Origin of the sequence: Nonomuraea sp. NPDC050202 (genome assembly GCF_040656115.1) — a bacterium.
Classification (GTDB): domain Bacteria; phylum Actinomycetota; class Actinomycetes; order Streptosporangiales; family Streptosporangiaceae; genus Nonomuraea.
In genome coordinates, this window is sequence record NZ_JBFALF010000034.1 from 98,232 (window position 1) to 120,771 (window position 22,540).

Consider the following 22,540-nt stretch of genomic DNA (forward strand, 5'->3'; position numbering starts at 1 on the left):
CACTGGCACGCCCACGCACAGCACATCTCCAGGCAGAGGCCAGCACCTTCACGCACAGATCCCGTGCGCTCACACACACGTCCGGCACGTTCGCGCACAAGTTTCCGGATCTTCACGGCTGGCCTTGCGTCGTGACAGTGGGTTCCGCATCGTGACGGGAGATTCCGGCGCGTCGGTGCAGGTAGTAGGCCAGGGCGGCGGTGCCCAGAGCGATGCCCCAGACGGGCCAGAGGAGCGAGGGCGCCCAGGTGGCCCACAGTCCCGTGGGCTTGAAGCCGTGTACGAAGCGGAGCCTCCAGTACGTGAACCCGGCCGACGTCAGGGCGACCGCGACGATGGAGGCGGGCACGACGGCGAGCATGGGCGGCACCTGCTTGCCTGCCTTGAACCAGATCCAGCGCGGATATACCTCGCCCCGGCGCTGGATGAGCCCCAAGGTGAGGACGGCGCCGCCGATAGCCATGGCGCTGAGGAACAGGCCACCCCACCTCAGGCCCGACTCGTTCAGCCATTGCCAGAACTCCTCGGTGACGCCCAGAGGAAAGCCCCATGCCCAGGCGATGCGGCTGGCGTCGTAGGTGGCGGGGATGATGACTGCGACGGCCGCTGCCCATCTGCCCCAGCGGTTGACGCGTTCGGGACTCCTCCAGCGGGCCGGCCGGGTCTGGAGCGCGTCTGCCGGGGGTGCCTCTGTGGTGCGCGTCGGCGGCCATGCGCCGATGGTCGGCGAGGGCGGCCATGCGCCGCTGATATGCGAGAGCGGCCATGGCCCACATCAGGCCCCCACGACCAGGATCAGGAGATTGATGCGCGACCACGGCATGAGCTCCGCCATGCTTTGTCCGCCGGGCACCCCCGTCCCCGTGAACGCCCAAACTGCCAGTAACGGCGCGTAGGCCACCGCGATGAGCACGCGGCTGTCGGCGATCACGATCGTCAGCGCGGCGGCGACCGTCCAGGCGAACGCCGGCATGACGTGGCGCAGGATGCCGGGTAGGCCTTTTGCGGCGGCAGGGCGGTTTCCCGCGACCCAGCCGCGAGCCATGGCGATCCCTGCGATCGCGCCGAGCAACCCGAGTGCGGCGGTGGCCCAGCCGGTCGGCGCCGGCTGGGCGTCGCCGAGCACGGACAGGCCGGGCTCCCAGTCGGGATCGGCACGGCCGAAGGGGAAGCCTGCGCCGCCGAGCGCCCACCAGAGACCGGGCAAGCCATATGCGAGGGACCAGGCTGCGGCGGCGAGCCCAGCCCATTGAGCCCAGTTCTTCACCACGGTCCTACCTTCTGGCAACCGGGTGGTTCGGGCCCATCCGCCGTTGGAGGGATCGAAGCGCCGCGTGACGTGGCAGTTCTACCGAATGGCAGATGGACGAGGCGGCGGATCCCGTGTTACCTGACCGCTCCGGAGCTCCAGGCCCAGGCGGCGATGCCGACCCGGTTGGATGCGCCGACCTTGCGCTGCACGTTGGTGACGTGCGTCTTGACCGTGCCCACGCCGATGAACAGCTCGGCGGCGATCTGCGCGTTCGTACGGCCGTGCGCCACCAGCCGGGCGATCTCCATCTCGCGCTCCGTCAGCGGTTCTCCTGGTGGCGGCGGGGGAACGTCGCGCTCGCGTAGGCGGCTCAGCAGGCGGACGGTGATCTGCGGGCTGATCATGGTGTCTCCCGCGACGGCGGCTCGTACGGCCTCGACCAGGAGCGTGGGGCTGGAGCGTTTGAGCAGGAATCCGCAGGCGCCGTTGCGCAGGGCGGTGTGAACGTACTCGTCGAGGTCGATCGTCGTGACCACGACCACTCGCGTCTGACCGGACAGCAGCCGGGTGACCTCGAGCCCGCCCAGCCCGGGCATGCGGACGTCGGCGAGCACGACGTCGGGCCGCAGGTGACGCGCCAGCTCGACGGACTGGATCCCGTCGGCGGCCGACCCGACCACGGTCATGTCGGGCTGCGCGCCGAGGATCATGCCGAAGCCGCCGCGAACGTCCTCCTGATCGTCGGCGATGAGCACGCGGATCGTCATATCGGCAGCACCATCTCCACTCGCCAGCCCCGGCACGACGAAGGACCTGCCGCGAAGGTGCCGCCGAGCCGTTCGGCCCGCTCGGCAAGCCCTGCCAGACCGAACCCGCCCCGCGCGCCACACTCACCCCTGACGTGACCGCGCCCAATCTCCGGTTCTCTCGGGGTTGACGGGTTGGCCTGACGCTCGAGTTGATGCCACCAGAGAAAAAGTAACTGAGAGTCACATCTCAGATCCGCTACGCAGCTATCACGGCTCGTGTATGCCGCTCGGTAGCCATACGAACCATCGTTCTTCTGACCTTCGGGGCACGTCGGAAGAAGGGTGCCGAGATGCGGCGTGAGTGGGAACTGGAAGACCTCCTCCGACTGCTGGACGCTGGATGAGCAGGAGCTGGCGCTGCTGGCCAACAAATCGGGAGCGACCAGGCTGGGCTTCGGCTTGATGCTGAAGTACTTCGAGCTGGAGGCGCGCTTCCCGCGCTGGGAAGACATTCCACGGGCCGCGGTGGAGTTCATGGCCGGCCAGGTCAAGGTGGACGCCGCGCTGTTCGCCTTCTACGACTTCACCTCGCGCACGGCGGTGAATCATCGCACGCAGATCCGCGAATATCACCAGTTCCAGGAGCCGACCGTCGGCGATGAGGACAAGCTCGTCGTGTGGCTGGCCTCTGACATCTGCCCGATGGAGATCTCCCGTGACCGGCTACGGACAGCGCTGCTGACGCGGTGCCGGGAGGAGAGGCTCGAGCCACCGACGCCGGGCCGGATCGAACGGCTCCTGAGCGCCGCGGAGTCGATGTTCGAGCGGCACTTCACCGAGACAACCCTGGACCGGCTGAACACCGAGTCGATCGAGAAGCTGGAGGAGTTGATCGTCGCGGACGAGCCGGGCCCCGATGACAAGAACGATGCGGCACCGGGCGGGGCACAGAAGGGCGAGAGCGACGAAGGCGAGGCCAGGTCGACGGTAGACCGCGCCGGGGAGCAGGACGGTGACACCGGGTCCGGAACCGAGGACGAAGACGGCAAGGCTGAGGGAGCCGGTGGCGGGCGCGCGTTCCTGCAGGAGCTGAAGGAAGATCCGGGGCCGTTGCAGCTGGAGACCGATCCAGGCAAGGAGCCCGACGTCCACAGGGGTGTGCCGTCCGGAGCGGCCAGGACCTGGATGTTCATGCCGTGCTTACGGTGCTTGCCGGAGTAATAGGGCCGGTCGGCGGCGACGCGGTCGATGGGGATGAGGGTGCCGTCCAGCACCAGGTAGGGGTAGCCGGCCCGCTTGGCTGCGCGTAAGGCCGCATCCAGGCGGGGGGAGCGGCGGGCGAGCAGGGTGATGGCCTCGCGGATGTAGCGCCAGGCGGTGGCGATGCCGACGCCGACGGCGACCTCGGCCAGGGTCTCGCCTTTGCGCAGGTGGACGAGCACGAGCAGGGCCTGCTGGCCGGGGTTGAGGCGGCGCCACGGTGAGCTGATCGCCTTGCGGTGCCGGCGCAGTATGCCGGACAGGTAAGACAGCGTTTGATGTGACAACGGCAGCGCGGCGCGGTAGAACAGCAACGCGGAGCCTCTGGCCTAAAGGTTGATCTTGGTCGACAACCCTTCTACCAGGGGCTTTTCTACTTGTCGATCAAGCGCTGCCGCATGGCATGCCCGCAGCCTGCGGTTTCAGGTTGGAAAACCCTCACGGTGATCGCCGGAAAGGAGCGCGGGGAGGAATGAGCGGCAGTTGAACGTGCGAGCTCACCAGCTTGAGACCCCGGAACGCGGCTGCGCTGTCTCGACTGGGAGGCCGGTCTTCCGCCATCTGGTGCGATGTCCGGCGTGGCGACAGCCCGCCAGGGTTGTTCCGGGCGGCCAGCTGAGTGGTGCGCCCGCCGCTGCGATCGTCGTTGCAACCGGTCCTCAGCCCACGTGATCCCATCGTGGGGCCCGCGTCAGTGTGGGCGGGTCTCAGCGGATGTGTCCCCTCGGCTGCACTCCGGTGTTCAGGGGCATGAGCGCCAGATGCCGCATGGCGTAGGAGCGCCAGGGCCGCCATCGGTCCGGATCAGCCCTCAACCGGTGCACGGAACGCCGTACCGGCAGGCCCGGCATGAGGACGTCGGGGTCGCCGAGGACCCGCATCCGGATGGAGGAGATGGCCCACAGGCTCATCCCCGGGAGGTCGAGCAGTTGCTTGCGTGCGTGGTGCGGGTCGCACCCGGCGTCCAGCCTGAGCGTTTCCCCGGCCAGCGCGCGGGCCAGCGCCTGCTGGGCACGGCCGGCGGACGAGACCTCCGCCAGGACTGACATGTCAGGAAACAGGTGCGTTATCTCGCCGAACGGGGTCGCGAGCGGCGTGCCGTACGTCCTGACCAGGTCGGCGAGCTGACCGCGCACCGTCGCGGCTCGCGTCCGGCGGCTGAGCACGGCCCGGATCGCCAGCTCGCCGGGGTCGGCGTGGCCCGGCACTCGCAGGCCGGGGCGGGCCGCGACCAGGGGCCCGAGCGCCGGATCCGCGCCGAGGAAGGCGTCGATGGCCTGCTGATCCGCGTCCAGGTCGAGCAGCCGTCTGCAACGTTGCACCGCGGTGGCGAGGTCCCGGAGATCCTCCAGTCGCATCTCGCAGATCACGTGACCGGTCCCGGGCCGCAACGTGACCACGCCCGCGCCGTGCGGCAGCGGCAGCGACCTGCTGTAGGCGCCGTCGTCATAGTGCTCGATGCCCGGGATGGCCCGCGCGCCCAGGTAGGAAAGCATCGCGGGAACGTCCATGGGCGGCCGGTAGGCGAGCCTCAACGTGGTGACCCCGGGCACCTGCGCCGCGCTTCTGGACCCGCGCAACCGGCTCGGCGTGGTCGCGTACACCTGCCTGATGGTGTCGTTGAACTGCCTGATACTGGCGAACCCGGCGGCGAAGGCCACGTCGCTGACCGGCAGGGGGCCGGCCTCCAGCAGCATCCGGGCGGTCTGCGCCCTCTGACTCCTGGCCAGGGCCTGTGGTCCGGCGCCGACCTCGGCGACGAGCCGGCGATGCAACTGGCGGGGGCTGTAGCCGAGGCGGGCGGCCAGTCCGGGCACGCCTTCGCGGTCGACGACACCGTCGGCGATCAGTCGCATCGCCCGGCCGATCAGGTCCGTGCGCGTGTTCCACTCCGGCGAACCGGGAGCGGCGTCGGGACGGCACCGCTTGCACGCCCGGTATGCGTTGAGCTGCGCTGCCGCCGCTGTCGGGAACAACCGGACGTTCTGCGGCTTCGGCATGACGGCCGGGCAGCTCGGGCGGCAGTAGATGCCGGTCGTGGTGACCGCGACGTAAAACCACCCGTCGAAACGCGGGTCCCGGCTCTGCATGGCCGCGAACGCGACCTCGTCCTCAATCACCCCGCCAAGCGTGCCATAGGGGCATGAATGGGACTGGCGGGTATCGGACGCCGACGGTCGACGGCCGATGCCCGCCAGCGCCGGGAGGTGGGCCGCGACCAGGCTGTCCGCATGATGGTGAACGATGTCGCCGGTGGCCGCCTGGCCTTCTACCGGCGGGCGCTGTCGCGGCGTGACTTCCGCGTGCTCTGGCTGGGCTCGTCCTTCTCGCTCGTGGGTGACGGGATGACGTTCGTCGCCCTGACGTGGCTGGTGTTGTCCCAGCCGGGCGGTGTCCAGCAGCTCGGGCTGCTGACCGTCTGCTACACGCTGCCCGTGTTCGCGGGAGGGCTGCTGACAGGTCCGATCCTGGACCGGTTCGACAAGCGGCATGTACTGGCCGTCGACAGCGTGATCCGGGGCGTGGCGATGGCGTCGATCCCGATCGTCTCGCTGCTGGGCGAGGTGCCAGTGGCGTTGCCGTTCGTCGTCGCCGCGGTGTACGGGTTGTGCAAGATGGTGCCGCTGGCCGGGTTCCCCGCGGCGATTCCCGATCTCGTCCCCGAACAGGACCGGGACGCGGCGAACGCGCTGGAAAGCCTGAGCTTCAGCCTATCCGGGATGATCGGTCCCGCGCTCGGCGGTGTCCTGATCGCGGGGTTCGGCAGCGAGGCCGTGCTGGCCTTCGACGCCGTCTCCTATGTGGTGTTCGCTGTCGCCGCCCTCGCCGTCCGCCGCCCGCTCACCCCGCAAGCAGCGGAGGCTCCGGGATCGCCGCCGGACGCCGCCAGGCCGCGCGGCGCCATCCTGAGGCTGCTGCGCGACCCGGTCCTGGTCGCGACGACGCTCGCGTTCATGGCGTTCAACATCGCCGTGGGCATGCTGCTCGTCACGGGTCCCTGGCTGGCCAAGACCCAGCTCCAGGGCGGCCCGCAGGCCCTGGGCTTCCTGCTCGCCGCCCTGTCGGCGGGCGAACTCGCCGGCGCGGCGGTCGCCGGCGCCCGACAGCCCCGGGCCCGCCCGATCAGGGCCATCGCCCTGGTTCAGCTCATCGCCGCCGCTGGCTTCCTGGCGCTGCTGACCGCCCCGCTCACGATCACCGTCGCCGCCGGATTCCTCGTCATCGGGATGTTCAGCGCGCCCATGACCATCTGGGCGCAGTCGCTGCGCATGGCGCGCATCCCGGCGCCCCTGCGTGGCAGGGGCTTCGCCCTCCTCAGGACGCTCATGCAGGCGACGCCCCCAATCGGCGCCGCCATCGTCACACCGCTGCTGGCCGCCGGCATGCTCGCTCCGGCCGCCCTGATCATGACCCTCATCGCGGCCGTGCCCGCCGTCGTCCTGCTGAGCATGACCAACTGAGATGTACGCGGCGCGTCACACAGACGCCATCACCTGCGTATCCGCTGAAATTTCGCCGACTGGGGGTGCGCGAAGGCCGCACCCCCGTCTACTACACTCAGCTCTACGTGTTCCGTCATCCACAACTGGCAGTCCATCCGCACCAGGTCGGCGCTCTGACTGTGGTGTAGGCCGTCGCCACACCGGGTCCCGCGTCCACCTTTCCGCCTTTGGATGACGAGGATTCTTCTCATGCGCGCAATCTCGCGCCCCTCGTTCGTGTTCGTTCACGGCGGTTCCAGCAACGCCCGGGCCTGGGGGCCCCTGCAGAACGAACTGGCCCTGCTCGGGCACCGTTCGCACGCCGTCGACCTGCCCGGCCCCGGCGATCGAGCCGATGTCCCCGCCGCCTATTACCGGCTGCCGCACGACCCCGGGGCACTGGCTGATGCCGCGTCCCCGCTGCGTGCCGTCACGTTGCAGGACAACGTGCGGCACGTGGTCGACGCCCTGCGCCGGCTCGCCGAACACGGCCCCGTCGTGCTGGTCGGCAACAGCCTCGGCGGCTTGACCATCAGCGCCGTCGCCAACGCCATACCGGAACTACTCGACCGCGTGGTCCATCTCTCCGCGCTGTGCCTGAGCAACCCGGCCATGCTCACCGAGGCGTGGGACGTGGTCGACGACAACCTGCTCGACGCCGCGGCTGCCCGGATCGCCGTGCCCGGCGTGCCCGACCCCGGCGTGGCCCGGCTGAACTGGCGCAGTGCCCACACCGATGCGGGACTGTTCGCCGAGTTGAAGGCGGCCATCATGGCCGACTCCACCGACCACCAGTTCCGGCTGCTGCTGGACTCCATGGACCCGGACGAGAACCACGCGGTGCTGGAGCCGGCGGCACTGGTCGCGGCCGACGGGCGGGGACGTGTCCCCCACACCTACATCCGCCTGTCGGAGGACCGCCGGCCTGCTCGCCCTGGTCGCCGTCCCAACCCTGGAGCGGGTGGCCGAGTCCCGCGTCTCCTACCGGCAGGACCTGACCGACGGGATGCGCTACATCCGCACCCACCCGATCGTGCGCTGGCTGCTCGTCGTGTACGCGGCCATCTTCATGCTCACCGTGGCGCCCTCGTTCGTCACACCGCTGCTGGTCGCGCGCAGTTTCGGCACCCAGGAGTGGATGCTGGCGGCGCTGGAGATCGCCTTCAGCCTGGGCATGCTGCTGGGCGGCCTCCTGATGTCCACGGTGCTGGCCAGACGCAGCTGGATCGGGCTGATCCTCGTCGCCGTCTACGGCTTCGGGCTGGTGACCGCGGCGCTCGGGCTGAGCGGCAACCTGTGGGTCTTCTACGGCTTCATGTTCGCCTTCGGACTGCTGGTGCCGTTGTTCTCGACCCCGTTCATGACGCTGATCCAGGAAACCGTCCAACCGGCCATGCACGGGCGCGTGTTCAGCTACGTCGGCATCGTGATGGCGCCGGCCACCCCGATCGGCATGACCGTGTTCGGCCCGCTGGCCGACGCCGAGACTCTCCCTGAAGAGGAGACCGTCAGCTGCCGGTGAGCCCCAGTCCAGCCGTTCCGCGCGGTCACTGCGCACCGCGCGGACCGGCCTCGATCGCAACCGAGCACACAGAAGATGTGTTTCACAAGCGAACACCTATGAAACACCGCCTCTGGCTGAGCGCGTCCACAGCGAACGCTGTTTCATAAGTCGGTGCAAACGGGTGGCCGTCTGAAACACTTCCGGGGTGCACCACGACGACTTCCTCCGCGTGGAGGCCCACGACTGCCCGATGACCTCCTGCGCCGCCCCGGCCGGCTCGCCCTGCCGCACCGGCCGGGGCAAGGTGGCCGTCCAGTACCACACCGCCCGCTTCCGGCTCGTGCCCGCGCTCGCCAAGGCGCTCAACGTCCCCACCCCAGCCCTCCGCAAGCCGGGCACGGCCTGGGCCCAGCTGCCCCGCGCGGCCGCGGCCGACGCCGAGCCCGCGGGGCACGCGCGCATCGGCTACGCCCGCGCCTCCACCCTCCGCCCGTCCCTCGACACCCAGCTCGACGCGCTCCAGGCCGCCGGCGTCACCCGCGTCTTCGCCGAGAAGATCTCCACCCGCGCCACCACCCGCCCCGAACTCGACAAGGCCGTCACCCTGGCCCGGGAACTGCGCGCGGCCGGAGTGGCGGTCACCCTGGTAGTACACGAGCACAAGCGGCTCGGCCGCGGCCTCGACCTGGCCGCCCTCGCCGAGCAACTGAAGGCGGCAGGCATCGCCCTGGAGTTCCTCACCGGCGAGCTGCAGGGCTCCCACGACCCCTCCGACGTGGTGTTCACCGTGCTCGCCGCGCTGTCCGGGATGGAACGCGAGTACATCCGCGACCGCACCCTGGAAGGCCACGAATCCGCTCGCACCCGCGGCAAACACATCGGCGGCGCCGCCGTCACCGACGAGAACATGCTGTCCATGGCCCTGCACCTGCGCGGCCAGGACCTCAGCCTGCGCGACATCGCCGCCCGGCTCGTCATCACCAGCGGCAAGAAGAAGGGCCGTCACCCCTCGGCCGCGACCGTCCTGCGCATGCTGCGCGACCACGACCAGCAGACTGCGATCTGACCGGCCGGGCCCGTCAAGGCCCAACGGACGGCTGAATCAGGGGAGCTATCGCAGGCGGATCACCTCGGCCACGCGGCGGCAGACCTCCTCCCGCACCATGATCATTCTCAGCGCCAACCGCTGTTCCTGGGGTCTCAACCCCGGATCACCCCGGCACAAGCGGACAGACCACCGCGAGATAGATCAAAAAACACCAGTCACCTAGGGGAACAGTCGTAGCGTACATTTGCGTTCCGCCACACTCTGACCCGGAAACGAGCCAGGCCCGCACCGGAAAGGTGCGGGCCTGGCTCGTGGCAGTGCTTCGTCAGGCGGAAACGATGTTCTCGGCCTGCGGGCCCTTCTGGCCCTGGGTCACATCGAAGGCCACCTTCTGGCCCTCGTGCAGCTCGCGATAGCCGCCCTGAGAGACGATGTTGGAGAAGTGGGCGAAGACGTCGGCGCCGCCGCCGTCCTGCTCGATGAAGCCGAAGCCCTTTTCCGAGTTGAACCACTTCACGGTTCCATTAGCCATGTCGATCTCCTCTTGATAGGTGCAGAACCGGAATCCGCACTGTACGAATCCCGCGTCGCCGCGATGAGCCCACCCGGAGAAGACCGGCAACAAAAAATGCACCTGACGCCACATACCGTCAGGTGCACACAAGTTTCATGGGTACCACAACTGCAACTACATACAACCTAGCACACCTTCAGCTGTGAAGCGCACGTCTCCTCCTGGGCGGGGGCCGCCCTCACGATCAACCCCCTCAATCCCCTCGAGTCGCGCGCGAACGGATGGCGCTGATGTCGACGCATTGCGTCGTCGCGCAGCGGCTGGTCACCGCGACATTGTCCCCCGGGACCACGTCGACGCACGGGTGCGCCTGTAGACCTGTTGTGAAGGGACTGAACAGGTCTAGGAGCGCCTGAGAAGGCTCGTCAGGGCTTGTTGCGCGGTCACCCCGGACGCCGGTCAGCCTTCTGGGTGCCCGTCGTAGACGCGGATCTTGTATTCGGTCGTCTCCAGGGCGAGCGTGAGCTCGCGGATCTGCCGCACGATGCGGTCGCGCTGGTCGAGCATGATGCGCCGGCGTTCCGGGATGGTGCTCGGGCCCTGCTCGACGAGGGCGATGTAGCGCTTGAGATCCTGCATGGTCATTCCCGACAGCCGCATCCGGGTGAGGAAGATGAGGCGGCGCAGGTCGAACGCCGAGTATTCGCGGTAACCGGAGGCGTTGCGTGCCGGCCGTACGAGTCCCTCCTGCTCGTAGTAGCGGAGGGTGTGGGGAGACAGGCCGATCAGGCGGGCGGCCTCGGCGACGCTCTTGGGCGTCGCCGAGGTTTCGATCGTGGTGTCGTCGAGGAGTTCGTGCAGCGCATCGATGACCGACGCGGACGGTTCGTCGCCGGCGGCGAGGATGCGCTCGATCAGGTCTTCGGTGGCCATGTTCGACAGGGTACGGAGCTCAGAACGCGCGTAGCGCTGGCGGCATGCCGGGAAAGTCGGCCGTCTGGCTTACATACGCCCACTTCTCGACGTCGCTGAGCGCGTTCCGGTAGCTGCGGGTGAGATTGCGCACGGCCTCGGCGCCGAGCGGAAGCCTGAGCGGCGCGTCGGGCCTGTCGAGCATGTCGCGGATGGCCGAGGCGGCGCGTGCCGGGTCGCCCTCCTGGATGCCGTCGGCCTCGGCCATGTTCGCGCGGACGGCGCCGAGCACCTCGTCGTAGATCGGGCTCTGGTCCACGGTGTTGAGTACCTCGGCGGAATTGAAGGCGGTGCGGAAGCGGCTGGGCTCGGCGATGAGGACGCGGACGCCGAACGGCGCGACCTCGCCCGCCAGCGCCTCCGACCAGCCTTCGAGCGCGAACTTGCCGGCCGAGTAGCTGCCGACGGCGGGGAAGGACATCCGCCCGCCCTGACTGCTCATCTGCACGATCGCACCGGAACGACGCGCACGCATGTGCGGCAGCACCGCGCGCACGTAGGCGGCCGGGCCAAAGAGGTGCTGCTCGAGCATGTCGCGCAACTGCGCGTCCGTGACCTCCTCCACGGCGCCCACCTGCCCGGCTCCAGCATTGTTGACGAGTACGTCGACATGCCCGAATGCGTCGAGCGCGCGCCGTACAACCGCCGCGGCCGTGTCCGTGTCGCGCACGTCGTGCTCGACCGGCAGCAACCGGTCACCGTACTGAGCCCGGAGCGCGTCGAACCGGCCGGCCCGCCGCGCCGTGCCGAGCACCTGCTCGCCCGCGGCCAGCGCCGCCTCGGCCAACGCCAGGCCGAGCCCGGAGCTCGCACCGGTGATGATCCAGGTCTTGGTCCCGTTTGTCGTAGTCATGACGCCGAAGATAGACTTTCGAGCGCGCTCGAAGGCAAGCAGGCTTTCCGGCGGCTCCCGAGCATGACGCCGTAGCGGGCCAGCAGGCCCCACAGCGTGTGGCGCAAGTCGATGCCGTCCAGGACGATCTTGTCTTCCTACGCCTTACGCGGCGTCGCGGCCGCCATCACTGAACCGTTCATGGCCGTTACGGTCGCGGACCGCTCTGATGCCCAGCCGGTGTCGCGCTGACACGGTCGCTGACACGGCCGGTCCGATCGCAGGCATGGGCCTCGCCCGGGAGCACATGCCTGCAACGCCAGCCGACATGCCTCACGTGCCTGACAAGATCACAACGCTCTGGCCTGCAAGAAGAGGCTAAGAATCCAAGATAATTATGGCTCGCGGTGGCTTGGATGCCTTGGTCGATGAGGCCCGCACGGGACGGCCCAAGGCGGAGTTGACGGTCACCGACGCCGAGCGGGCGGTGCTGCAGCGGTGGTCCCGGCGGGCGCAATCCTCGCAGGTGCTGGCGATGCGCTCGAAGATCGTGCTGGCGTGTGCGGATGGTTCGGACAACCAGCAGATCGCCGAGCAGTTGCGGGTGCATCCGGACACGGTGTCGACATGGCGTCATCGGTTCCTGCGATGACGTCTGGACGGGCTGATGGATGAGGCACGGCCGGGCCGACCGCCGTCGATCACGCTGGACCAGGTCGAACAGGTCGTGGTGGCGACCTTGGAAGAGGCGCCCAAGAACGCCACGCATTGGTCGCGGGCGTCGATGGCCGAGCGCAGCGATCTGAGCAAGTCGATGATCGACATTCCCGAGGTCCTGGGCCGCTGGGCGGTCATCCACCGTTATCTGAATCGTCGGCCGTTCCGTCCCGGCCGGCGGTTGACCACTGGGGCGGTGACGGTCACGGGGATCCCTGAGGGGGGCTGGGCGCCGGTGATACGTCTGAGTTCGGCCTCGCCCGAACGGACCTGGGTGGTCTGCGGGACGATACCTGCGTCGGCCATCAGGCGGGTCATGTCTCGTCGCTGGCTGGGCAGGACGAGGGTGACGACGCTGCCGGACTCGCCGGCGCGAGCGGTGCGGCCGCCGCGGTGCAGGTAGTCCTTGTGGTCGTTCGGCGGGTCGACGTTGACGACGAGGTCGAGGTTGTCGATGTGGATGCCGCGGGCCGCGACGTTGGTCGCCACCAGCACCGCGACGTCTCCGGTCTTGAACTGGGCGAGGGTGCGGGTGCGCTGGGGCTGGGACTTGCCCCCGTGCAGGGCGGCGGCGCGTACGCCGCTGTTCAGGAGGCTCTTGGTGAGCCGGTCCACGGCGTGCTTGGTGTCCAGGAACATGATCACCCTGCCGTCGCGGGCGGCAATCTCCACGGTGGTGGCCTGCTTGTCGGCGTCCTGGACGTGCAGGACGTGGTGCTCCATCGTGGTGACCGCGCCCGCCGACGGGTCGACCGAATGGACCACCGGGTCACTCAGGTATCGGCGTACCAGCCGGTCGACGTTGCGGTCCAGAGTGGCGGAGAACAGCATCCGCTGGCCCCCGGGGCGCACCTGGTCGAGTAGGTGGGTGATCTGCGGCATGAACCCCATGTCGGCCATCTGGTCGGCCTCGTCCAGCACGGTGATGCCGACCTGATCCAGACGGCAGTCGCCGCGCTCGATGAGGTCCCTGAGCCGTCCGGGGGTAGCGACGACGACCTCGGCACCATCGTGCAGCGCCTTGGCCTGCCGGCCGATCGACATGCCGCCGACGACGGTGGCCAGCCGCAGCTTCAGCGACCGGGCGTACGGGGTGAGCGCGTCGGTGACCTGCTGGGCCAGCTCCCGCGTGGGAACGAGGATCAGGGCGAGCGGCTGCCGCGATGCGGCGCGCTGCCCGGAGGTGCGCACGAGCAGGGCCAGGCCGAAGGCGAGCGTCTTACCCGACCCGGTACGCCCCCGCCCGAGGACGTCCCGGCCGGCCAGGGAGTTCGGCAGCGTGGCCGCCTGGATCGGGAACGGCTCTTTCATACCCAGGCTGGTGAGCGTCTTCATCAGCGCGGGCGGCAGGCTCAGCTCGGCGAAGGTCGCGGCTGCGGGCAGCGCCGGAGTGACGGTGACCGGCAGCGCGAACTCCCCCTGAAGCGCGGCGGGACGGCGCCCGTGACCACCCGAGTGCCTGGAGGCGCCCGAACGGCTCCGAGTCGACGAGCCGGATCGCTCACCCCGGCCGGGGTTGGCGGAGTCACCCGTGCGGGTGAGGGAGTAGCGGTTGTGCTTGCGAGTTGCGTGGTTCATGCAGAACCTTCCTCGATGCGGCACGTGTCAAGTGATTCCCGGCGCGATAAGCGGCACAGGAACGGCGAGCACGAGCCGAAGAAAGACGAGCCGAGCCGACGGAAAACAGCCTGGCCTCGTGTCGGGACAGTCGGCATTTCGCCGGAGAGAACGGCGGTTGCGATGCCGGTCGCAGGGCTGGAGCGGACTGGTGCCCGAACCGGAGCCATCGGTGGTCCATCCGCTGTGCGGCGGAAGAACGGGCATGCTGTCCTTCGTGGCCGGTGAGGCCGTCACGGCACATGGGGCGCCACAAGAGCAACGCGCTGGGGCCCGCACCCTGCGGTGCGGGCCCCGGCTACGTGATGCGTCAGTGTCAGGCGGAGACGATGTTCTCGGCCTGGGGGCCCTTCTGGCCCTGGGTGATGTCGAAGGCCACCTTCTGGCCCTCGCGCAGCTCGCGGTAGCCGCCCTGGGAGACGATGTTGGAGTAGTGGGCGAAGACGTCGGCGCCGCCGCCGTCCTGCTCGATGAAGCCGAAGCCCTTTTCCGCGTTGAACCACTTCACGGTGCCAGAAGCCATGTTGTTCTCCTCTTGATAGGTGCAAAGCCGGAACCCGCATAAGACGGGTTCCGCGTCGCCGCGATAGGACCACACACCCGGAGAAGACCGGCAACAAAAAATGCACCTGAGGCTACATACCGTCAGGTGCACACAAGTTCATATGGGTACCACAACTGCAACTGGATCTAGGCTAGCACACGTGCAGGCGTGAGGCGCACACCCGGAGCTACCCCGCCTGGACGAATCGCGTTCCGTGCGGCACCGTGTTGACGACGGGTGTTCACTCGTCGTCGACACGGCTTTGTGCAGTGGCGATAGTCCGGTTGCGTCCCGGAGACTCGGGCCCCGCGTGACCGGGGCCCGCCGAGATCCATCTCGTCAACCGCTGGGAACGGGCGCTGCGCCGGCTGGAGCGGCTCACCGCACCCAACCTCGCCGAGGCGCCGGCGGATGTTCGGGCGCGGCCCTCGAAGCCCTCCTGACGTGCGACTACCGGATCGCCTCCGCCGACCTGACGCTGGAGTCGAGCGGGCAGGGCGACCGGCTCTGGCCAGGCATGCTGGTGCACCGCCTGGCCAACCAGCTCGGCGTGGCGCTGGCCAGGCCGCTGGCGCTGCTCGGGTCGGTGCTCGACGCCGTACGCGCCGCCAAGATCAGACTGCTGGACGCCCGAGCAGCGCATCCTCGCCTACGGCGCGCAGCTGTGCGCGCTGCCCGGCGACCAGGAACGGAACGCGCAGCACGAGCGGGCGGGCGGCACGGCGGAGACCATCGAGCTGGCCGCGGCCCTGGAGTACCTGTGCCCTGGCATCGTCGCCCGGCAGAACGCCGAGGCCGACCGCCGGCAGGCCGAGCGCGACCTACAGGAAGCCGCGTGGAAGGCCGAGGCCAACGCCCGGTGCGCCGACCCGTGGCCCGGGGTGCGGGCCAGGCGGCAGAGCACGGCCGCGTACATGCTGTCTGAAGGCGGCGGCTACGCCGTCTTCGACGACCGTGACGACAGCGCGGGCGATCCTGGGAACATCTACGGCGACGGCGACGAGGCCGCCGACATCTTCGACGCCATCGAGGACGGGTTCATCGACGCCGCGGGCAGCAGCGCCGCCATCGTGACCAACGGAACGCGGCGATGTGCTTGACAATCAAGGTGTTCAAACGCGCCCCACCGCTCCGGCTCACCGGCTCACCGGCTGGGACCATGTGGTCGAGGTGGGCATCGCCAGCCGCAGCGGCCGCCTGATCGTGCCGACATACCCCGAGGGCGGCGGCAGCGGGACGGCCGAGCCGCTGCCCAACCTGGCCGTCGCCGGTCCAGGCCACTACCGCCTGCGCGTCCACGCCCGCACACTGCCATGGGAGGAGAACTACCCCGACGCGCCGCTGGAGGAGCACCTGCTCGTCGTGTATCCCGGCCGCTCGACGGACAAGGTCGTCCACCGCCCGCGCGGCTGACCTCGCCGAGCGCCTGCGTTCAGCTCGGCGACCAAGCAGACCGCACCGCGTTGAGCGAGAAGGGGCGTAATGGTGCGCGCTGCGTGCCCGCACGCCACGCAATGGGCACCCATATCGCAGGGCTGGAACCCGGCCGGGATCTACCACTCAGGCGACCTGCACGACCCCGCAACCGCTGTGGGCCAACATCCGCGAGACGCAGCGTCAGAGCCGCCTCTGGGCGATCCAGAACGGCATACACCCGCCGCCTCCGGAACTGAGCAGCCAGCTTCCCGACGCCCTACGGACGGAGGCCGGGTGATGAAACGAGACGTGGCCTGCCTTGCTGCGCCCCCGCCCGGGCACGCGGCCAGCCACGTCCCGGCGCGCCGGCAGGCAGACCTCTTGCCCACCGGCTCCGCACGACGGCGCAGGCAGGCCGATCAACGATCATCCTCAGGATGCCCGCGCCACGCAGTTCCCACGGTCCACGGCAGAGAACGAGACACTGCCGTGGGCCGTGGTGCCACCTCTCCCAGCCGCCCATGCTCGCGGATGGTCGTCTTCGTTGGGCGGCTGGTCCAAGGGGGCAGCTCACGCTGTGGTCATGGACGGGGTGGCGTGGCGGTGACTGGTCCGTACGACTTCACGCTGCCGGCGATCATCGCCACGATCGCCGTCAGGGCGCAGAATATGGTCGCCAGCCCTGCGGCGATGCCGTTGATCTTGTCGAAGCCGAAGAGGAACGTGAGCTGAGCGCCGAAGGGCGTGCCATGCAGTAGCGGCGCCAACACGAGGTTCGCCACGACGAAAAGCACGCAAAGCGCGCACAGTGTCCACGCGCCGGGAAGCCTGCGGGCGAACGTGAACCCCGCTGCGACCAGCAGTACCCCCGCGCCGATGACGCCGCCGAACACGTTCTGCAACACCAGGCTGGACCAGTCATCATGCCTGATGGCATAGAGGGCGTCGTTAAGCGCGAACCAGACGAGCATGCCGGCGGTGATCAGCGCCAGGATGCCAGCGATCACCGCCGCCGCAGCGTTTGCCTTCGGCGTGGGCGGCGCCGCCAACGGGCTCCGCCCACCACCCCACGGCGCGGGTCCGCCAGCCATCGGCGGCTGACCATACTGAGGAAACCCGGGCTGGGGTGGATCCGGCTGCATCCGCACTCCTCGCGCGTTTCGGCGACACGAATCTGCCGCCCATCATGGTCCGCGATCATCGTAGCGAAGGGTGGCCAGCGGCTTACTGGCTCAGCTTGATGGCTCGTAGCGGTGGGCTCCCCCACGTTCAACATCCTCCACTACCGAGGCGAACGGGGGCCACCGTCATGAACGGGTTTCCGCTCGACGGGCCGTGAACATCGCCGCCGGCGCGGGCCCCAGCGGCGGGCCAGCCGGGCATGAATGGGGTTCAACCGGTTCGGCCGGGGGCGGGGTCAACGGTCGAGACGACATGCTGCGGAGGCCGACCGACGTGACGGTGAACCTCTCACACCCGGTATCCGCTGAGCACGGCGGCCAGGAAGCTGACGATCAAGACCGGAAAGAACGCGGGCAAATCCCCCTCGGTGTACCGGGCGCTCGCCGAGGCCAAGGAGCAGGACCAGCAAGACGAGGCGGACACCACCGGCCCGCGGCGGCCGGTTCGCGCCCGGATCACCGGACCGGGCAGCAGTGCCGATCTCGAGCTGATGGAACGGCTCGAACAACGGGTCTTCGGCCCACGAGACTGACCATCCCAAGCCGAACGCCACTCAAGATCATTCCTTCGTTTGGATTCTCTTCCGTTCTTCCCCCCGCCGCTGGCGGTCTGAGCGCCACATCTGACCAGCGATTACGCGCGGCCACGGCCCCTTTCCGGCGTATTCGGTTCCCACCCTGCATACGTTCAGCGCGCGTAAAGACGCCGGCTCCCGCGGTGCGGGGAGCCGGCACTCGGGTCAGGCCACGCCGTTCTTCACGGCTGTGATCAGTTCACCGTTGGCGGTGTCGCCGGCGAGCTCCCACAGGAACACGCCGCCGAGGCCTTGGTTCCGGTAGTACGTCATCTTGCCGCCGATCGTCCCCGGCGTGTCGTAGCTCCACCACTGGTTGCCGCAGAACGCGTACGCGGTGCCCGCGATGGTGCCGGTGGACGGACAGCGGGTCTTGAGGACCTTGTAGTACTCGACACCCGGTTCGTAGGTGCCGGGCCCTGGACCGGTGGCCGTGCCGGAACCGCTGTCCGCCAACGTGTTACATCCGTATCCGCAGTCGGGGAAAGGGGTCCTCTGCCCGCGAACACCGGCTCACCGCCCCGGCCCCAGGCTGACCAAACCAGCCGTCGCGTCATGGCAGCTCCACGGCTTGCCCGCTCACCGGTCGAAACGGATTTGCGGGCACTCGCCGCGGGCTGCTTCACTCGGCTGCCATGACCGCTGTTGATGAGCTGATCCGCCCTGACCGTTACCCGCGTTCGTCCGGATACGACCCGCGCTGGCTGCTCGGTCTGGACATGGGACCCAATCCGCTCTGGCTGCTGGAGGATCTGGCCGGCGACCTGGACCTACGGCCAGGCATGCGGGTCCTTGACCTGGGTTCCGGCAAGGGCGCGACCTCGGTGTTCCTGGCCCGGGAGTTCGGCGTTCAGGTGGTGGCGGCCGACTGGTGGATCTCGACAGAGGAGGCAAGTGCGGTCTTCGCCGAGGCTGGCGTCGCCGACCGCGTGGAGGCGGTCCGGGCCGAGGCGCACACCCTGCCGTTCGAGGGCGAGAGCTTCGACGCCATCGTGAGCATCGACGCCTTCGAGTACTTCGGGACCGGTGACCATTACCTGCCCTACCTGGTCCGGTTCCTGCGCCCAGGGGGGCAGCTCGGCATCGCCACCCCCGGCATGACACGCGAGGTGCGCGATCTCGGCGAGATCCCCGCACACGTCAAGAAGGTCGTCGGCTGGGAGGCGATCGCCTGGCACACCGCCGCCTGGTGGCGCTTCCAATGGGAGATCACCGAGCAGGTCACGGTCACCTCCGCACGTCTGCAGGAGGAGGGCTGGCGCGACTGGCTGCTCTGGACGCGCGCCGCTGTCGAGCATCGGCCGGAAGCTGCCATCACGCAGCAACCCGTGCTGGACATGCTCACTGCCGACCAAGGAGAGTTCCTGTCGTTCACCCTGGTCACCGCAAGCAAGAACTGACCAGCCCGGGTCAGAAGGGCGCGCTGGAGGAGCTGGTCACGGTGGCGGAGGGGCGGCGGATCTCGGGGCTGGACCGGCTGCGCAAGAGCCCCACCGACGTGTCCGGCACCGGGGTGGGCAAGGCGCTGGAGCGGCATGTGGAGCTGCGCGGTCTGGGCGCCTCGGCGTGGGATCTGTCGGCGGTGCCGGCCGGGAAGGTCGCCGCGCTGGCCCGCTTCGCCAAGGCCGCCCGGGCCAAGGCGGTCGCGGACCTGGCCGGTGATCGAAAGCTGGCCACCCTGGTCGCCTTCGCCGCGGTGATGGAGCCGGTCTCGGCCGATGAGGCCATCGAGGTGTTCGATCTGGCGATGGGCGATCTGCTGCGCACCTCGGCGTTTCAGGCGGGCAAGGAACGGCTGCGTACGCTCAAGGACCTGGACGCCGCCGCGATCGTGTTGCGCGAGGTGTGGTTGGCGATCCGGGACGTGGCCGCCGACCCCGACGGCCGCCCGGCGTCACGTGTTCGACGACCGGCTCACCAGAGCCGAGCCGGTGCTGAGGCGTGCCATCAAGCGCGGCCAGCTTCCCGAGGGCACCGACCCCGCCGAGGTGCTCAAGACCCTGGCCGCGCCGATCTACCTGCGCCTGCTCATCACCGCCGAACCGGTCGACGAGGCGACCGCCGTCCATGCGGTGCGCGTCACGCTCGCCGCCGCACGCGCGGGCGTCCTACGGCAGGGGCACGACGATGAGCCGGTCGGCAGAGAGTGAGGACGCCGTCGAGAAACCGTCCGCCGACACGTGAATCAACCCAACCCCCGCGGCCCCGTTTCTGCGCGCGCCCGAGACGTCATGTGGACGGTCGCGGCCGGCGCGGCCGTGACCGTCCGCAAATGTCAATCTTGCTCTTACTCGATGGGCATACCGTTGACCAGTGGCAGCGAGATCGACGTGCCTGCCAGGTCAACGGTGACCTTGGCCCCGGTGCCGGGTTCGGCGTCGGTGATGTCGTCGTTGGTTCCGGTCAGCACCAGCCCCAGCCGGTGTCCGGCCTTCAACTCGTAATCCTGCGGCAGCATCGACCAGGTGATCTGGTACGGCTTGCCCGGCGTCAGCGGCGTCGCGCGGCTCAGCGATTTGTGGTTCTGCGCGTCCAGGACGCCGCGGGTGATCACCTGGAAGCCGGAGGTCACCGTGTTGTCGGCGGCCCTGAAGTAGCAGCCGTCGTCATCGGTTGTGCTCTCGCCGACGCAGTCCTCGCCGCCGATGAACTTCAGGCCCTGCCCGCCGGCGGGGTCGACGCCGTGGATGCGGGTGTCGGTGCCGTAGTCGACGAGCATGACGCCCAGGTTGGCGGTCGGCTTGTCCAGCTTGAGGCGCAGGCTTACCGACGGGGTTCCGGACAGCCGCACCGCGTTCTCCAGCGGCGGGGTCAGGTAGGCCAGCCGGTACGGGCTGGCGGTGCCGGGGTCGGTGGCCATCGCGACCTCGGTCTGCCGGGTTTCCAGGTAGCTGCCGGTTCCGGTCGAGGGCTTGCGACCGAGGGAGCCGTCCTGCCGCGGCCACAGGGTCACCTTCTGTGCCGGCGCCGGCCAGTCGGGCTGGGTGATCCAGCGGTCCGGGCCGAGCTGTACGTCGGCGCGTGGCCGGCGCATGATGTCGTTGGAGACGCCCATCAGTTCGTGGTCCAACCACTGGTGCAGGGTGTCGATCCACATGTCGCGGCGGGCATAGAACGGGTCGAGGTGCCCGTACTGCGTCACCCACACCTTGCGCTGCACGTTGCGGGGCAGTCCGGCCCACCAGGTGGAGAACTGGTCGGCCGTCACGTTCCGGTCCTGCATCCCCACCACCGTGAAGACGCTGGCACGCACCTTGCGCGCGTTCGAGATCGGCCCGGCCCGGTAGTCGCGCTCGCGCCAGAAGGCGTTGTAGTCGCCGGTCTCGTCGTCCGAGCCGATGGCCAGTTGCCGGCGCACCGCCCCGCATTTCTCCGCCGGATCGAGGTCGACCCGGTCGGCCTGCCACTCTGCCCCGCCCTTGAACCAGGTGAGGGTGCCGTTCGCACGCCACATTCCGTACCCGCTGCTGAACCCCGCGAGCGGCACGATCGTCTCCAGCCCCTTCACCCCGGTACCGGCGACCCCTATGGCGAGTGCTCCCTCATACGATTGGCCGATCATTGCGGTACGCCCGGTGGTCCAGGAGGCTTTCACCGGTTTGCCGTTGTCGTCGTAGGCTGCCGCCCGGCCGTTCAGCCAGTCGATGACCGCCTTGCCGCCGAGCACGTCGGAGGCGCCGTAGGAGGTCGGGCAGCCGTCGGACAGCCTGGTGCCGATCATGTCGACGGACACGAACGCGTACCCGCGCGGCACGAAGTAGTTGTCGTAGAAGAGCGGAAACTTGGTCAGGTTCCCGCTCGCGTCGTACTTCTTGTGTTCCAGCTCGAAACCGACCCCCGGATCGTCGTAATACGGGCTTTCGTGCATGATCACCGGAACCTTGAGCCCGGAACCGCTCTCTTTGGGCCGGATGATGTCCACCCGGACCAGGTCCTTCTTGCCATCGCCGTCGCTGTCGACCGTCGACTGCACCCGGACATGCTCGCGGATGGCGTCCTCGTAGGAGAAGACGGGCTGCGTGACCCCGCCTGAGACCTCGATCGCGGGCTTCTCCGCCGCGTTCGTGGCAGTCGCATTCGCGACCACGGTCGCGAATGCGACTGCGGCGAGGAGCCTTCGCCGTTGGACGTATGACATGTGCATCCTCATGGGCTGTTCTCAACAAGCTGTGGCTGCGCGGGTCGGCATGCCCTCAAGCGGCGTCCAGTGCTTCGGTGATCTTGCGGGTCATGTCGGCGACGGTGGGGCTGGGCCGGCTCTGGTGGGTCCGGGTGGCTGCTTCGACGGCGACGAGGACGGTGCGGCGGAAGTTGTCAGCCTCTGCCGGGTCCTGCTGCTTGAGCAGGCTCATGGCTGCGGTCAGGGCGGGCAGCACCTGGTCGGCGAGTGCCGCGACGGACTTGCCGTTCAGGTTGATGTCCCTGGTCTTTTCGGCGAGCACGTGTCCGACCAGGCCGGTCGCGGAGGCCAGGGCGATGGACCCTTCGGTGGCGGTCTTGTGCGGCTTGCCGGCGGCATCGGCGGCCGACATCAACGAGACGGCGCCGTAAGCGGCGGTACGCAGGGTGGTCTTGTCCTGCTCGGTCAGGGCGATGGACATGGTGACTCCTTCAAGATTGTGCGGACATTCGATGACACAGCAGGGTGTGGCGGGCGATCCTGCTGGCACCGTCGGGTGTTTCACGGGTTCAGGCCGCGCCCGGGCGGCCCCGCCTGAGGTACACAGGGCCGCCGCCGGGTGTCGCGGGCGGATATATCGCACGCTGGGCTGGTGTCAGTCGTCGATGGCCTGGTAGACGGTGGTCCAGAAGTCGTTCATCAGGTGGGCCGGGCTCGGCACGCTGTAGCCGACCTGGGTGAGCAGGATGCCGGTGAC

At 68.9% G+C, this 22,540-nt stretch carries 23 protein-coding genes and 2 pseudogenes; 11 read left to right on the forward strand and 14 right to left on the reverse strand.

Annotated elements, in window-relative coordinates:
- Positions 1-112: 112 nt before the first annotated feature.
- The 3 genes from AB0I79_RS49305 to AB0I79_RS49315 all read right to left on the reverse strand — a co-directional run bounded on the left by AB0I79_RS49305 (position 113) and on the right by AB0I79_RS49315 (position 2,019).
- Positions 113-463, reverse strand: coding sequence for a hypothetical protein (locus tag AB0I79_RS49305; RefSeq protein WP_357889378.1), 351 nt, complete (start codon positions 461-463; stop codon positions 113-115).
- A 312-nt stretch (positions 464-775) separates the two neighbouring features.
- Positions 776-1,270, reverse strand: a complete 495-nt coding sequence (locus tag AB0I79_RS49310; RefSeq protein ID WP_357889381.1) for a hypothetical protein — start codon at positions 1,268-1,270, stop codon at positions 776-778.
- Positions 1,271-1,386: 116 nt separating this feature from the next.
- Positions 1,387-2,019 (reverse strand): response regulator transcription factor, encoded by a 633-nt coding sequence (locus AB0I79_RS49315; protein ID WP_357889384.1) that lies wholly within the window; start codon positions 2,017-2,019, stop codon positions 1,387-1,389.
- Positions 2,020-2,358: 339 nt separating this feature from the next.
- Here AB0I79_RS49315 and AB0I79_RS49320 point away from each other — a divergent pair, with 339 nt between their 5' ends.
- Positions 2,359-3,222, forward strand: coding sequence for a DUF4158 domain-containing protein (locus tag AB0I79_RS49320; RefSeq protein ID WP_357889387.1), 864 nt, complete (start codon positions 2,359-2,361; stop codon positions 3,220-3,222).
- Here the strand turns inward: AB0I79_RS49320 and AB0I79_RS49325 are convergent.
- Positions 3,126-3,575: pseudogene (locus AB0I79_RS49325) on the reverse strand (transposase family protein); the annotation flags it as partial. The gene AB0I79_RS49320 and the pseudogene AB0I79_RS49325 overlap by 97 nt on opposite strands.
- Before the next feature lie 393 nt (positions 3,576-3,968).
- Positions 3,969-5,381 carry an AlkA N-terminal domain-containing protein gene (locus tag AB0I79_RS49330; protein WP_357889390.1) on the reverse strand — a complete coding sequence of 471 codons (1,413 nt, stop codon included), beginning with the start codon at positions 5,379-5,381 and terminating at the stop codon, positions 3,969-3,971.
- A 111-nt stretch (positions 5,382-5,492) separates the two neighbouring features.
- Between AB0I79_RS49330 and AB0I79_RS49335 the strand changes: the two genes are divergently transcribed.
- The 4 genes and pseudogenes from AB0I79_RS49335 to AB0I79_RS49350 all read left to right on the forward strand — a co-directional run bounded on the left by AB0I79_RS49335 (position 5,493) and on the right by AB0I79_RS49350 (position 9,313).
- The gene (locus tag AB0I79_RS49335) at positions 5,493-6,722 is read left to right on the forward strand and encodes an MFS transporter (RefSeq protein ID WP_357889393.1); all 1,230 of its coding nucleotides are present in this window, start codon (positions 5,493-5,495) and stop codon (positions 6,720-6,722) included.
- 231 nt (positions 6,723-6,953) lie between these two features.
- Positions 6,954-7,382: pseudogene (locus AB0I79_RS49340) on the forward strand (alpha/beta fold hydrolase); the annotation flags it as partial.
- Between the two features lie 244 nt (positions 7,383-7,626).
- On the forward strand, positions 7,627-8,265 hold the full coding sequence (locus AB0I79_RS49345) for an MFS transporter (protein WP_357889396.1): 639 nt from the start codon (positions 7,627-7,629) through the stop codon (positions 8,263-8,265).
- Between the two features lie 187 nt (positions 8,266-8,452).
- A complete protein-coding gene (locus AB0I79_RS49350) occupies positions 8,453-9,313 on the forward strand; it encodes a recombinase family protein (RefSeq protein WP_357889398.1) in 861 nt (286 codons plus the stop codon).
- A gap of 307 nt (positions 9,314-9,620) precedes the next feature.
- Here AB0I79_RS49350 and AB0I79_RS49355 read toward each other — a convergent pair whose 3' ends face one another.
- The 3 genes from AB0I79_RS49355 to AB0I79_RS49365 all read right to left on the reverse strand — a co-directional run bounded on the left by AB0I79_RS49355 (position 9,621) and on the right by AB0I79_RS49365 (position 11,634).
- Positions 9,621-9,827 carry a cold-shock protein gene (locus AB0I79_RS49355; RefSeq protein ID WP_357889456.1) on the reverse strand — a complete coding sequence of 69 codons (207 nt, stop codon included), beginning with the start codon at positions 9,825-9,827 and terminating at the stop codon, positions 9,621-9,623.
- A 441-nt stretch (positions 9,828-10,268) separates the two neighbouring features.
- Positions 10,269-10,742, reverse strand: a complete 474-nt coding sequence (locus AB0I79_RS49360; RefSeq protein ID WP_357889401.1) for a MerR family transcriptional regulator — start codon at positions 10,740-10,742, stop codon at positions 10,269-10,271.
- Positions 10,743-10,761: 19 nt separating this feature from the next.
- Positions 10,762-11,634, reverse strand: a complete 873-nt coding sequence (locus AB0I79_RS49365) for an SDR family NAD(P)-dependent oxidoreductase (protein ID WP_357889404.1) — start codon at positions 11,632-11,634, stop codon at positions 10,762-10,764.
- 400 nt (positions 11,635-12,034) lie between these two features.
- Here AB0I79_RS49365 and AB0I79_RS49370 point away from each other — a divergent pair, with 400 nt between their 5' ends.
- Positions 12,035-12,265 (forward strand): helix-turn-helix domain-containing protein, encoded by a 231-nt coding sequence (locus AB0I79_RS49370; protein WP_357889407.1) that lies wholly within the window; start codon positions 12,035-12,037, stop codon positions 12,263-12,265.
- Positions 12,266-12,474: 209 nt separating this feature from the next.
- Here AB0I79_RS49370 and AB0I79_RS49375 read toward each other — a convergent pair whose 3' ends face one another.
- Together AB0I79_RS49375 and AB0I79_RS49380 are read right to left on the reverse strand one after the other, a co-directional pair.
- Positions 12,475-13,908, reverse strand: a complete 1,434-nt coding sequence (locus tag AB0I79_RS49375; RefSeq protein WP_357889410.1) for a DEAD/DEAH box helicase — start codon at positions 13,906-13,908, stop codon at positions 12,475-12,477.
- Positions 13,909-14,263: 355 nt separating this feature from the next.
- A complete protein-coding gene (locus tag AB0I79_RS49380; protein WP_219502854.1) occupies positions 14,264-14,470 on the reverse strand; it encodes a cold-shock protein in 207 nt (68 codons plus the stop codon).
- A gap of 935 nt (positions 14,471-15,405) precedes the next feature.
- On the opposite strand from AB0I79_RS49380, the gene AB0I79_RS49385 reads away from it, so the two are divergent.
- On the forward strand, positions 15,406-15,591 hold the full coding sequence (locus AB0I79_RS49385; RefSeq protein ID WP_357889413.1) for a hypothetical protein: 186 nt from the start codon (positions 15,406-15,408) through the stop codon (positions 15,589-15,591).
- 70 nt (positions 15,592-15,661) lie between these two features.
- Positions 15,662-15,904, forward strand: a complete 243-nt coding sequence (locus tag AB0I79_RS49390; RefSeq protein ID WP_357889416.1) for a hypothetical protein — start codon at positions 15,662-15,664, stop codon at positions 15,902-15,904.
- 584 nt (positions 15,905-16,488) lie between these two features.
- On the opposite strand, the gene AB0I79_RS49395 is transcribed toward AB0I79_RS49390, so the two are convergent.
- The gene (locus AB0I79_RS49395; RefSeq protein ID WP_357889418.1) at positions 16,489-16,956 is read right to left on the reverse strand and encodes a hypothetical protein; all 468 of its coding nucleotides are present in this window, start codon (positions 16,954-16,956) and stop codon (positions 16,489-16,491) included.
- Positions 16,957-17,456: 500 nt separating this feature from the next.
- Between AB0I79_RS49395 and AB0I79_RS49400 the strand changes: the two genes are divergently transcribed.
- Positions 17,457-17,621, forward strand: a complete 165-nt coding sequence (locus AB0I79_RS49400) for a hypothetical protein (RefSeq protein ID WP_357889421.1) — start codon at positions 17,457-17,459, stop codon at positions 17,619-17,621.
- Between the two features lie 207 nt (positions 17,622-17,828).
- On the opposite strand, the gene AB0I79_RS49405 is transcribed toward AB0I79_RS49400, so the two are convergent.
- Positions 17,829-18,119, reverse strand: coding sequence for a glycosyl hydrolase family 18 protein (locus AB0I79_RS49405; RefSeq protein WP_357889424.1), 291 nt, complete (start codon positions 18,117-18,119; stop codon positions 17,829-17,831).
- Positions 18,120-18,298: 179 nt separating this feature from the next.
- On the opposite strand from AB0I79_RS49405, the gene AB0I79_RS49410 reads away from it, so the two are divergent.
- Together AB0I79_RS49410 and AB0I79_RS49415 are read left to right on the forward strand one after the other, a co-directional pair.
- On the forward strand, positions 18,299-19,063 hold the full coding sequence (locus AB0I79_RS49410) for a methyltransferase domain-containing protein (protein ID WP_357889427.1): 765 nt from the start codon (positions 18,299-18,301) through the stop codon (positions 19,061-19,063).
- A gap of 318 nt (positions 19,064-19,381) precedes the next feature.
- Positions 19,382-19,813 (forward strand): TetR-like C-terminal domain-containing protein, encoded by a 432-nt coding sequence (locus AB0I79_RS49415; RefSeq protein ID WP_357889430.1) that lies wholly within the window; start codon positions 19,382-19,384, stop codon positions 19,811-19,813.
- Positions 19,814-19,950: 137 nt separating this feature from the next.
- Here AB0I79_RS49415 and AB0I79_RS49420 read toward each other — a convergent pair whose 3' ends face one another.
- Complete coding sequence (locus AB0I79_RS49420; RefSeq protein ID WP_357889433.1) at positions 19,951-21,813, reverse strand: CocE/NonD family hydrolase; 1,863 nt, start codon at positions 21,811-21,813, stop codon at positions 19,951-19,953.
- Positions 21,814-21,856: 43 nt separating this feature from the next.
- Positions 21,857-22,264 (reverse strand): hypothetical protein, encoded by a 408-nt coding sequence (locus AB0I79_RS49425; protein WP_357889436.1) that lies wholly within the window; start codon positions 22,262-22,264, stop codon positions 21,857-21,859.
- Positions 22,265-22,540 lie beyond the last annotated feature (276 nt).

Bases quoted from the DNA above. Each gene is read 5' to 3' on its own strand.
- AB0I79_RS49305 (WP_357889378.1), bottom strand. From the start codon at position 463: ATGGCTATCGGCGGCGCCGTCCTCACCTTGGGGCTCATCCAGCGCCGG.
- AB0I79_RS49315 (WP_357889384.1), bottom strand. From the start codon at position 2,019: ATGACGATCCGCGTGCTCATCGCCGACGATCAGGAGGACGTTCGCGGC.
- AB0I79_RS49335 (WP_357889393.1), top strand. From the start codon at position 5,493: ATGATGGTGAACGATGTCGCCGGTGGCCGCCTGGCCTTCTACCGGCGG.
- AB0I79_RS49355 (WP_357889456.1), bottom strand. From the start codon at position 9,827: ATGGCTAATGGAACCGTGAAGTGGTTCAACTCGGAAAAGGGCTTCGGC.
- AB0I79_RS49360 (WP_357889401.1), bottom strand. From the start codon at position 10,742: ATGGCCACCGAAGACCTGATCGAGCGCATCCTCGCCGCCGGCGACGAA.
- AB0I79_RS49365 (WP_357889404.1), bottom strand. From the start codon at position 11,634: ATGACTACGACAAACGGGACCAAGACCTGGATCATCACCGGTGCGAGC.
- AB0I79_RS49375 (WP_357889410.1), bottom strand. From the start codon at position 13,908: ATGAACCACGCAACTCGCAAGCACAACCGCTACTCCCTCACCCGCACG.
- AB0I79_RS49380 (WP_219502854.1), bottom strand. From the start codon at position 14,470: ATGGCTTCTGGCACCGTGAAGTGGTTCAACGCGGAAAAGGGCTTCGGC.
- AB0I79_RS49385 (WP_357889413.1), top strand. From the start codon at position 15,406: ATGCTGTCTGAAGGCGGCGGCTACGCCGTCTTCGACGACCGTGACGAC.
- AB0I79_RS49410 (WP_357889427.1), top strand. From the start codon at position 18,299: ATGACCGCTGTTGATGAGCTGATCCGCCCTGACCGTTACCCGCGTTCG.
- AB0I79_RS49415 (WP_357889430.1), top strand. From the start codon at position 19,382: ATGAGGCCATCGAGGTGTTCGATCTGGCGATGGGCGATCTGCTGCGCA.
- AB0I79_RS49420 (WP_357889433.1), bottom strand. From the start codon at position 21,813: ATGAGGATGCACATGTCATACGTCCAACGGCGAAGGCTCCTCGCCGCA.
- AB0I79_RS49425 (WP_357889436.1), bottom strand. From the start codon at position 22,264: ATGTCCATCGCCCTGACCGAGCAGGACAAGACCACCCTGCGTACCGCC.